General features: G+C 43.7%; 8 protein-coding genes. 6 read left to right on the forward strand and 2 right to left on the reverse strand.

Going from position 1 to position 10,510, the window contains the following annotated elements; genetic code table 11:
- The 4 genes from RLO19_RS08905 to RLO19_RS08920 form a co-directional block, all read left to right on the forward strand.
- On the forward strand, positions 1–1,082 hold a 1,082-nt coding region (locus tag RLO19_RS08905), incomplete at its 5' end, for an ATP-binding response regulator (RefSeq protein ID WP_446355659.1).
- 60 nt (positions 1,083–1,142) lie between these two features.
- Positions 1,143–1,508 (forward strand): hypothetical protein, encoded by a 366-nt coding sequence (locus RLO19_RS08910; protein WP_446355660.1) that lies wholly within the window; start codon positions 1,143–1,145, stop codon positions 1,506–1,508.
- A gap of 24 nt (positions 1,509–1,532) precedes the next feature.
- Entirely contained in the window at positions 1,533–3,533 is a 2,001-nt protein-coding gene (locus tag RLO19_RS08915) for a response regulator (RefSeq protein WP_446355661.1), read from the forward strand.
- Positions 3,493–6,219, forward strand: coding sequence for a response regulator (locus RLO19_RS08920; protein WP_446355662.1), 2,727 nt, complete (start codon positions 3,493–3,495; stop codon positions 6,217–6,219). The genes RLO19_RS08915 and RLO19_RS08920 overlap by 41 nt, the downstream gene beginning before the upstream one ends.
- A gap of 178 nt (positions 6,220–6,397) precedes the next feature.
- Here the strand turns inward: RLO19_RS08920 and RLO19_RS08925 are convergent, their stop codons facing one another.
- On the reverse strand, positions 6,398–7,054 hold the full coding sequence (locus RLO19_RS08925) for an ester cyclase (protein ID WP_446355664.1): 657 nt from the start codon (positions 7,052–7,054) through the stop codon (positions 6,398–6,400).
- A 172-nt stretch (positions 7,055–7,226) separates the two neighbouring features.
- On the opposite strand from RLO19_RS08925, the gene RLO19_RS08930 reads away from it, so the two are divergent.
- Positions 7,227–8,831: an Hsp70 family protein gene (locus tag RLO19_RS08930; RefSeq protein WP_446355666.1), complete on the forward strand. Its 1,605-nt coding sequence runs from the start codon at positions 7,227–7,229 to the stop codon at positions 8,829–8,831.
- 177 nt (positions 8,832–9,008) lie between these two features.
- On the opposite strand, the gene RLO19_RS08935 is transcribed toward RLO19_RS08930, so the two are convergent.
- The gene (locus RLO19_RS08935; RefSeq protein ID WP_446355668.1) at positions 9,009–9,257 is read right to left on the reverse strand and encodes a hypothetical protein; all 249 of its coding nucleotides are present in this window, start codon (positions 9,255–9,257) and stop codon (positions 9,009–9,011) included.
- 76 nt (positions 9,258–9,333) lie between these two features.
- Here RLO19_RS08935 and RLO19_RS08940 point away from each other — a divergent pair, with 76 nt between their 5' ends.
- Positions 9,334–10,419, forward strand: coding sequence for a glycosyltransferase (locus tag RLO19_RS08940; RefSeq protein WP_446355670.1), 1,086 nt, complete (start codon positions 9,334–9,336; stop codon positions 10,417–10,419).
- Positions 10,420–10,510: the final 91 nt, after the last annotated feature.

A 10,510-nucleotide genomic window follows, 5' to 3' on the forward strand; every position in this document is an offset into this window, starting at 1 on the left:
CCCCAAATCCCAATCCCCAATCCCCAAATCCCAATCCCCAATCCCCAAATCCCAATCCCCAATCCCCAAATCCCAATCCCCAATCCCCAAATCCCAATCCCCAATCCCCAAATCTCAATCACCAATCACCAATCCAGCAAAAACTCCGCTTTGAAATTGAAGATACAGGTCCGGGTATTGCGCCAGAGGAGATTGAATCGTTATTTAAAGCCTTTGTGCAAACCGAAACAGGTCGAAAATCTCTGGAAGGCACAGGATTAGGGTTACCCATCAGTCAACAATTTGTGCGACTCATGGGCGGAGAGATTCACGTCAAGAGTCGCTTGAACCAAGGCACTATTTTTACCTTTGATATTGACGTAAAGTTGGTAGAAGGAATTGAGTCACAAACCCAGTCAGCGACTCCTCGGGTGGTTGGTTTGGCTCCTGGACAACCGAATTACCGTATCCTAGTCGTGGATGATCGCATAGAAAGTCGCTTACTATTAGTAAAACTGCTAACCGTCGTGGGATTTTCCGTCCGAGAAGCGGTGAATGGGCAAGACGCCATCAATGTCTGGAGAAGCTGGGAACCTCATCTGATTTGGATGGATATGCGAATGCCGGTGATGGATGGATATGAAGCCACTAAACGCATCAAAGAGCATCTCAAAGGTCAAGCTACCGTAGTTTTAGCCCTTACCGCCAGTGCGTTTGAAGAAGAGCGTTCTCTGGTTCTCTCAGCCGGTTGTGATGATTTTGTTCGCAAACCCTTCCGAGAAGACGTAATCTTTAATAAGATAGCCCACTATTTAGGGGTGCATTATGTCTACGAACAGCCAACGGCATCAACAGCGTTGGAGGGTGAAAGCCCAGCATCTGATCAACCCCTAACGGCTCAAGCCCTAACGATTATGCCTAAGGAGTGGATTCATGAATTATACCAAGCGGCAAACTCAATTGATAACGAGCAGATTTTCCAGCTTATTCAGCAAATCCCCCCAACCCATGCCCCAATCGCCCAAGCTATCACAGATATGGTGAATAACTTCCGTTGTGATCAAATTATCGATTTAATTGAAGTAGGGATGAAGGAGTTTTGACCCTTCACAACCTTCGAGGGCATGGCGCGTGAATCTGTAGGGGCGGGTTGAGGGACATTGGTGTCAACTTCAGCGCTAAAAGCAGAGGGTGTAGGGGCGGGTTTAACGGATAACGTTCTGTTGATGTCGGATAACTTGACTAAACCCGCCCTTCTAAGGGAAGCAGGGGGTGTAGGGGCGGGTTTAACGGATAACGTTCTGTTGATGTCGGATAACTTGACTAAACCCGCCCTTCTAAGGGAAGCAGGGGGTGTAGGGGCGGGTTTAACAGATAACATTCTGTTGATGTCGGATAGCTTGACTAAACCCGCCCTTCTAAGGGAAGCAGGGGGTGTAGGGGCGGGTTTAACAGATAACATTCTGTTGATGTCGGATAGCTTGACTAAACCCGCCCTTCTAAGGGGAGCAGGGGGAGCAATAGAATGATACATGACAAATGACAAATTACAAATGACTAAAGGCAACCTATTAATTGTTGACGACACCCCAGAAAACTTACAAGTTTTATCCGCTACCTTGTCGGATCAAGGATATCAAGTGCGGGGTGTAGTCAAAGGAAAAATGGCAATTCGAGCCGCTAAATCAGCCCAACCCGATCTAATTTTACTGGATATCAGAATGCCAGAAATGGATGGATATACCGTCTGTGAACACCTCAAAGCTGATCCGGAGACTTGGGGTATTCCGGTCATTTTTATTAGCGCAATTGATGATGTTTTAGATAAAGTCAAAGCCTTTCGCGTGGGAGGCGTTGATTACATTACCAAACCCTTTCAGGTTGAAGAAGTCTTGGCGCGGGTGGAACATCAACTGACGATTCGGCGGCTGTCTCAACAACTAAGCGATCGCAATCAAAAATTAGAACGGGAAATTCAAGAGCGGCGCAAAGCCGAAAAAGCCGCCGCCGCCGCCTCTAAAGCCAAAAGCGAATTTTTAGCCAATATGAGTCACGAACTCCGCACGCCCTTGAATGCTATTTTAGGGTTTACTCAAGTGATGATTCGTGATCTTAAACTGACACCAGAACAACGCGAATATTTGGGCATTATTAATCGCAGTGGTGAACATTTGCTGGATTTGATTAATGATGTCTTAGATTTGTCAAAAATTGAAGCCGGTATTATTTCCCTCTATGAAAGCAGCTTTGATCTGTATCGCCTCTTAGATAATTTGGAAGAAATGTTCCAAATTAAAGCAGAGCAGAAAAAAATAAACCTCGTCTTTATCATTGCACCCAATGTTCCACAAACCATAAAAACCGATGCCAAGAAATTACGGGTTTGTTTGATTAATCTTTTAGGTAACGCAATTAAATTTACTGAACAGGGTACAGTTACCTTGCGAGTAAATTTGGCAACTGAGGCGTTAATTGAGCAAAACCCTTCAGACACCGATTCATCATCATTGTCAGCATTTCCCCCCAGACTCCGGTTTGAAGTAGAAGATACGGGAGCGGGTATTTCTTCGGCTGAGATTGACCACTTATTTGATGCCTTTGTCCAAACCGAAACCGGACAAAAAATGGCGGAAGGAACGGGTTTAGGGTTAACCATTACCAGAAAATTTGTGCAATTGATGGGGGGAACGATTACCGTCAATAGTGTTGTCGGAAATGGGACGATTTTTCGATTTGATATTAAAATTTCTCCGGCAGAGGTTTCCCCAGTTACGCCCCAATCTAGCCAGCGCGTCTTATGTTTAGAACCCAATCAACCGATCTATCGTATCCTAGTGGTTGATGATACCCCCGAAAATCGCCTTTTGCTGATTAAATTACTCGAACCGATTGGCTTTGAAGTACGTGATGCGGTAAATGGGATGGAAGCTGTAGCCTTATGGGAAAGTTGGCAACCCCACTTGATTTTTATGGATACACGTATGCCAATGATGGATGGATTAGAAGCAACGCGACGGCTGAGAATTAAAGAAAAAGAACGCTTATCTAAACTCAACTCAGCCCCTGATTTTCCCAGAACCATTATTATAGCTTTAACCGCCAGCGCCTTTGAAGAAAGGCGGGAGGAGATTTTAGCCGCCGGCTCTGAAGATTTTTTCCGTAAACCGTTTACAGAGGAGCAAATTTTTGACACAATTGCCCACTATTTAGGAGTGCGTTATCGTTATGAAGAGTTATCCGATGGTTTGCCTCTACCTGGATCGGGTTATAGGATACAAGAGAAACCAGACTCATTTTTCTGTTCAGAATTAGCCAGTCTACCTTTAGCCTGGGTGACTGAATTATCACAGGCGGCTAATCAGTTAGATGAAGCAATGATTGCTCAGTTGATTCAAGAACTGCCAACAGAAAAGGCAGATTTAGCCAAGGCATTAACTGATTTACTTCATAATTTTAGACTGGATATTATTGTGCGAGTTTCTCAGACGGTCATCAATCATAAGGACGAGAGTGATGCTAAGTCAAGAATTATTAACAGTATTGAAAAAAGATGAAATAACGATATTAGTGGTTGACGACAACCCCAATAATTTACGCTTTTTATCTGATATATTGCAAAATGAAAACTATAACGTTCAACGGGCTATTTGTGGAGAACTCGCCGTCAATGCGGCAATATCGTCGCCTCCTGATTTGATTTTACTGGATATTGTCATGGCACAGATGGATGGGTATAGTGTATGTCAATGCCTGAAGTCAAACCCGAAAACTCAAGACATTCCAATCATTTTTTTAAGCGCCTTGACGGAAGCCGCTGATAAAGTTAAAGCGTTGAAAATTGGTGCGTCTGACTATATTACTAAACCGTTCCAACCGGAAGAAATTTTAGTTCGGATCGAACATCAACTGCTCCTGCAACGATTACAGAACCAGTTAAAAGAACAAAATAGTTTACTCCAACAAGAAATTCGCGATCGCCAGCAAGCCGAAAATCAACTTCGCGAACAGGCGAAACAGCTTAGCCACCAAAATAGCTTACTTATCAAACTGGCTAAAAAGAAAATTCTATATCAGGAAAATTTAGAATTAGCACTCCAGGAAATCACCGAAGTTACTGCTCGTACCCTTGAAGTTGAACGAGTCAGTATCTGGCTCTATAATGAACAAAAAACTCATATTGAATGTCTGGATTTATTTCAGCGAAGTCACTGCAAACATAGTGCTGGATTAAGCCTAGCCCTAGCTGACTATCCTATTTATTTTAATGCCTTAATTGAGACTCCCCTAGTTGCAGCGGATGATGCAATCAATGATCCCAGAACCTCTGAATTGATTGAGTCTTACCTACAGGTATTAAATATAACCTCAATGCTAGACGCTCCGTTACGATTGGGGGGGAAAACCGTGGGTGTGTTATGTGTAGAACAGATAGGAACCGGCCGACATTGGACGCCAGAAGAACAAAATTTTGCCCGTTCCATTGCCGATTTAACCTCATTACTCCTAGAAGCCCAAGAACGCCAACGTGCCGAAGTTGCTCGCCAAATCTCAGAAGAAAAATTTGCCAAAGCCTTTAGTTGTAGCCCTGATCCGATTACGATTAGCACTTGTCCAGAAGGACGCTATATCGATGTGAATTGTAGCTTTCTCAAGCTATTGGGGTATGAGAGACAAGCTGTCATTGGTCAGACAATTTTTGATCTGAAATTGGTGGTAAATCCCCAGGATATGGTTCAGTTTGAACAGCTTTTACATCAACAAGGATCACTGGGTCAGTTGGAAATGAAATGGCGGACTAAAACGGGTGAAATTATAACCTTATTATTATCGGCTGAGTTTATAGATTTGAATGGAAAACGCTGTGTTATTACCGTTGGCAAAGATATTACAGAACGCAAGCAAATTGAAGAAGATTTACGCCAAAGTGAAGAACGTTGGCAGTTAGTCTTAAAAGGAAATAATGATGGAATTTGGGATTGGAATTTGCTCAGTGGTGAAATTTTTACGTCTGAGCGGTTTCAGGAAATTCTGGGCAATAAAAATTGCCAGGATGACACCTGCAAAATTGTAAATCGTTTCGATGAATGGATCAGTCGCATCCATCCCGATGATGTGGAGCAAATTATAGAAATAACCCAAAAATACTTGGAGCGTCAAATCCCTTATTATGAAATTGAATATCGCCTGCAATGCCAAAACGGTGACTATAAATGGGTAATGTCTCGCGCACAAGCCCTCTGGGATGAGGAAGGAAAACCTCAGCGGATGGTGGGTTCACTCCAAGATATCTGCCAACGCAAACAAGCCGAAGAAGCCTTGCATCAATCGATTCAGCGAGAACAGGAAAAATCGATCCAACTGGAGACAGCATTAGCTGAACTCAAACGCGCCCAAACTCAATTGATTCATAATGAGAAAATGTCCAGCTTAGGACAAATGGTGGCAGGTGTGGCTCACGAAATCAATAATCCTGTCAACTTTATTGGCGGGAATCTTATGTATGCTAAAAATTATTTTGTCGATCTCACTCGTTTAATTAATGCCTATAGCAAAACTTATCCCCATCCCCCAGAAGCCATTCAACAGATTATTGATGAAATTGACTGGGAGTTCGTCAGTGAGGACTGGCAAAACGTGATAAAATCTATGGAGATTGGTGCAGAACGCATTCACCAAATTGTTCAATCCTTACGCATTTTTTCTCGGCATCATGAATCGGAGCGAAAGGCGATTGATATTCATGAAAGCATAGATAATACGTTGATTATTTTACAGCATCGCCTCAAGGCATCAGGCAAGCGCCCCAAAATTGAAGTGATTAAAGAATACGCTAAACTACCGATGATTACCTGCTACGCCAGTCAGTTAAATCAGGTGTTTATGAACTTGCTGAGTAATGGGATTGATGCCTTAGAAAATAAACCGGCTCCCCGTGTGATTAAAATTTGCACCGAAATGGTTAAGAAGAGTCAGAGTGCAGACAATGATGGTCATAAACAGCAAACCAGGGACTTTGCTGTTATTCGGATTGCCGATAATGGTACAGGCATTTGTGCTGATATTATTCCCCAAATATTTGATCCATTCTTTACCACAAAACCAGTAGGACGCGGCACCGGATTAGGCTTATCGATTAGCCACGAAATTATTGTAGAAAAACATCAAGGTCAACTTCAGTGTGTGTCAAATCCAGGTCAAGGAACAGAGTTTATTGTAGAAATTCCGATAAATCATGAATAATAAATGTTGCCAACTCTTCCGCACTGATTCCATTATGTACGGAAGAGTTAGTCCAATACTACATCCGGGTTAACTAGCCCCTTTTAGGTGAGGACAAGGCATAAAGGGGGTTCCCAAATTGGATTGGGTATAGTACTGTTTTATATAGAACGTAATGAAACCCAATTCCATTATTTGATTAATGGACTGGACAACCTGCCGTCAGTTTCTGAAGAAATGCACTGTTGTCAAAATAATGTTCAACCGACTGAATTTTTAAATTTTCTGTAACCTGAGCAACACTGATGCCAATAATTTCTATCGTTTCCCCTGTAGCGGTATAGTTTTTAAACGAGCCACTAAACGTCCCCCAATGACGCCATTTAAACACAACATTTGGTGGACCGGATAACACTTCCATGAGTTCCCAATGAAAACCCTTGGGGAAAGCCCTGTGGAAAAGTTGATAGGATGAATCAAAGGATTCCTCTGAAGAACGATAATCTTCTGTATCGCCTAAGAATAGGTTATAGGTTCCCGCCTCAACAATATCCTCTGCTGTGTATTCAGGACCTCCATTACTGCTCATGCGAAACTTATCGGTAACGATGGATAGCCACTGCTGAGGATTTGTTTTGTGGGATGCTTCCATCTCAAAGGTTTTGACTAAATTATGCGCGATCGCATTCAATGTACCTTCTGCATGGTTAAATTTTCTTTCTTGTTCCAGGAATTGATTCGTGTGCGAGTAATCCGGACGTTCTCCTGCTCTCCATTGGACGTCTTCATCCTGGCTGAGGACAGCTTCTCGATCTTGCACCCAGAGCGGTAATTCGGTAGATTGGTTATTACTCATTCAATTATGTTAAGTGATATTAGATGATAAAATTATGGATATTTCGGTTATCTTATTTTGGATAAAACTTTAATGTCAATAAGTATAAATACTTAGGATGCTAGGTAAAATTCACAGCAGTAGATAAAGACAATAGAAAACGGCGAACAGAAATGACATAAACAAATGACAAATGACGAACTACGCAATTGACTTTGGCACAAGCAATACAGTTATCACGCGATGGAACGCCGCCACTGGAGAAGCGGAAACCGTCAGCTTACCCGGTTTATCGGTACAACTTGCCCAAAATCCTCCCCTGATTCCCAGTTTGGTCTATGTTGAGGATGCCCAACATAGTAAAGTTATCGTTGGTCAAACAGTACGCGATCGCGGCTTAGATATTACCACCGATCCCCGCTTTTTCTCCAGCTTTAAACGGGGGATAGGTTCCCAGATTCAGGGATTTCTACCCGAATTGGATGAACAAACCGTCAGTTTTGAGAAAATTGGACAATGGTTTCTCACTCAGATTATCGCCAAACTCTCCCCCTCCCCCACAGAAACAATTGAATCCTTAATTCTTACCGTACCCGTGGATAGCTTTGAAGCCTATCGCCATTGGCTGACAGGGGTTTGTCAATCCTTACCCGTGGAACAACTACGGATAGTGGATGAACCAACAGCAGCTGCTTTGGGGTATGGTGTGGCAGAAGGAGAAACCCTCCTCGTGGTGGATTTTGGTGGTGGTACTTTAGATTTATCTCTGGTGCAGTTAAATCAAGAGGTACAAACGGGAACAAAGCCGCTGGGTTTTATCCTTAAATGGGGGGAGAAAGTCTTGGGGGAACGTTCGGGACAAAAGCCCAAAATTGCCCGGGTGCTAGCCAAAGCAGGGCAGAATTTAGGCGGATCAGATATTGATAACTGGCTAGTGGATTATTTTGCCCAAACTCAAGGAATTTCGCGATCGCCTCTAACCACGCGATTGGCTGAACGCCTGAAAATTAAGCTATCTTCAGCACCCACAGCCACGGAAGTTTACTTTAATGATGAAACTCTAGAGAGTTATGAACTGAATCTGGATCGGCAAACATTGGAAACTATCTTAACGGATCACCAATTTTTTGATAATCTGAATGAGAGAATGACCCAACTCCTGCAACAAGCACGGCGGAGTGGGATCGAAGTGTCGGATATCGATGGGGTGTTGTTGGTGGGGGGAACTGCACAAATCCCCGCCGTACAAGAGTGGGTGCAGCAATACTTTGACGCCGAAAAGATTCGTTCCCTAAAACCCTTTGAAGCCATTGCCCAGGGAGCGCTACAATTAGCCCAAGGAATTGAAGTCCAAGATTTCCTCTACCATAGCTATGGTATCCGCTATTGGGATCGCCGGAATAATTGTCACAATTGGCATCCAATTATTAAAGCCGGACAACCCTATCCAATGAGTAATCCGGTGGAATTGGTACTAGGGGCGTCAGTGGAGAACCAACCGAGTATTGAGTTAATTGTCGGTGAATTAGGTGCCGAAACGGGGGCAACAGAGGTATACTTTGAAGGCGATCGCTTAGTGACGCGGAAATTCGGTGGCGGGAAAACCTCAGTGCAACCATTGAACGATCGCGACGGTGCGAAAACCATTGCCCAGCTTACACCACCAGGAAATCCAGGACCTGATCGGATTAAACTAAAGTTTTGGGTGGATCGCGATCGCGCTTTGCGATTAACAGTCGATGATTTACTCACTGATCAAACAGTATTGCAGAATCAGGTAGTCGCACAATTAAGTTAAGTTTGGATAACTGTTACTTCCCCTGCTTCCTGAAAAGGGCGGGTTTAGCTAAGTTGTCAGACATCGACAGAACGCTATTTGTAAAACCCGCCCCTACACCCATTTTATCCCTGCGATCGCGGGCGTAGGTATTCTGAGATTGGGAAAGGAGTAACTAGAGTATCGCCAGCCAACGCCCTAGTATTCCTGTTCCTTTTTCAACAATTCCTCTTTAGAATCACTCCAGTAGGCGCTATAGGTCCAGACTTCACTACTTCCTTTAGTTTCGACGGACCATCGATAAATCGCAGATTTGGGATTAACCCCAACCTCAATTAGCTTTGCTCCCATATAATATTCCATCTGGCGCTTGGTCATGTCCTTAGCACCACTGGGCTGGTTCTTAGAGATCGTGCGAGACATGTGGGCTTGTGTAGGTTTTGGCATAGTTTTCTAGTATTAATGGGAAATCAACGTCTCCTATTGTTTCATGTTTGACCGGAAACCAAAGAGGGAATCGAGTATGGATTTGAGTCTGTGCATGATAGTTAAGAACGAGGAAACCTTTTTATCCCAAGTCTTGGAGAGTGTGAAACCTGTCGTGGATGAAATGGTGATTCTGGATACAGGATCGAGCGATCGCACGATTGATATTGCTCAAGAGTATGGGGCTATGGTCTATCATTTTCAATGGTGCAATGATTTCTCCGCCGCCCGCAACCATGCACTGCAATACGTCCAAGGGAAATGGGTGCTGGTGCTGGATGGGGATGAAGTGTTAACGCCGGAAATTGTACCAGAAATCCAACAGGCGATAAAAAATGATCGCTATTTGGTGATTAACCTCATCCGTAAAGAAGTGGGCGCAGCGCAATCTCCTTATTCCCTGGTATCCCGTTTATTTCGCCATCACCCCGATGTCCACTTTTGTCGCCCTTACCATGCGATCGTGGATGATAGTGTAACTCAATTATTGCAGCGAGAACCGGATTGGCAGGTGGTTTCTCTGTCTACTGTGGGCATTTTACATTATGGCTATCAACCGGGCGCGATCGCGGCTCTGGATAAATATACTAAAGCCAAGAATGCCATGGAAGGATTTCTCGTCGATCATCCCAATGATGCATATTTGTGTAATAAATTAGGATCGCTTTATGTGCAAATAGGTCAAGTGGAGGAAGGGATTACTCTGCTTAAGCGGGGATTCAGAGATCCCTATGTAGATGCTGCGGTATTATTTGAATTACATTACCATTTAGGCAATGCTTACACCAAGCAGAACCATCTTCAATTAGCGGCTCAGCAGTATCAAGACGCGATCGAGCAACCGATTCTCCCCCAACTTAAATTAGCAGCTTATAATAATTTAGGTAATTTGTTATTCAGCGTTGGCGATTTCACCACGGCGAAGCGAGCCTATCAAGCGACGGTGAAGATTGACCCGAGTTTTGCGGTGGGATACAATCACCTAGGTATGACCTTAAAAGCCCTAGGACAGTGGGAAGCCGCGATAACATCCTATCAAAAAGCGATTCAACTGAATCCTGAGTATGCCGAAGCTTACAAGGTAAGCGATGGTGAAAGCCCTCGTGATTTATCCGAGGGATGAAACCGAGCGAGGCGTTTAGCCAAGCAACTTTAGTTGCGAGTGTTAGCTTTCCTATGCTATAATTCTACCATAAGCTAAAAGTGGTAAAATG

The sequence above is a fragment of the Coleofasciculus sp. G2-EDA-02 genome (genome assembly GCF_040226375.1).
Taxonomy (GTDB): Bacteria; Cyanobacteriota; Cyanobacteriia; order Cyanobacteriales; family Coleofasciculaceae; genus Coleofasciculus.

Excerpts from the sequence above, each read along its gene's own strand:
- RLO19_RS08935 (WP_446355668.1), bottom strand. The coding sequence starts at position 9,257 with ATGCCAAAACCTACACAAGCCCACATGTCTCGCACGATCTCTAAGAAC.
- RLO19_RS08920 (WP_446355662.1), top strand. The coding sequence starts at position 3,493 with ATGCTAAGTCAAGAATTATTAACAGTATTGAAAAAAGATGAAATAACG.
- RLO19_RS08915 (WP_446355661.1), top strand. The coding sequence starts at position 1,533 with ATGACTAAAGGCAACCTATTAATTGTTGACGACACCCCAGAAAACTTA.
- RLO19_RS08940 (WP_446355670.1), top strand. The coding sequence starts at position 9,334 with ATGGATTTGAGTCTGTGCATGATAGTTAAGAACGAGGAAACCTTTTTA.
- RLO19_RS08925 (WP_446355664.1), bottom strand. The coding sequence starts at position 7,054 with ATGAGTAATAACCAATCTACCGAATTACCGCTCTGGGTGCAAGATCGA.
- RLO19_RS08930 (WP_446355666.1), top strand. The coding sequence starts at position 7,227 with ATGACGAACTACGCAATTGACTTTGGCACAAGCAATACAGTTATCACG.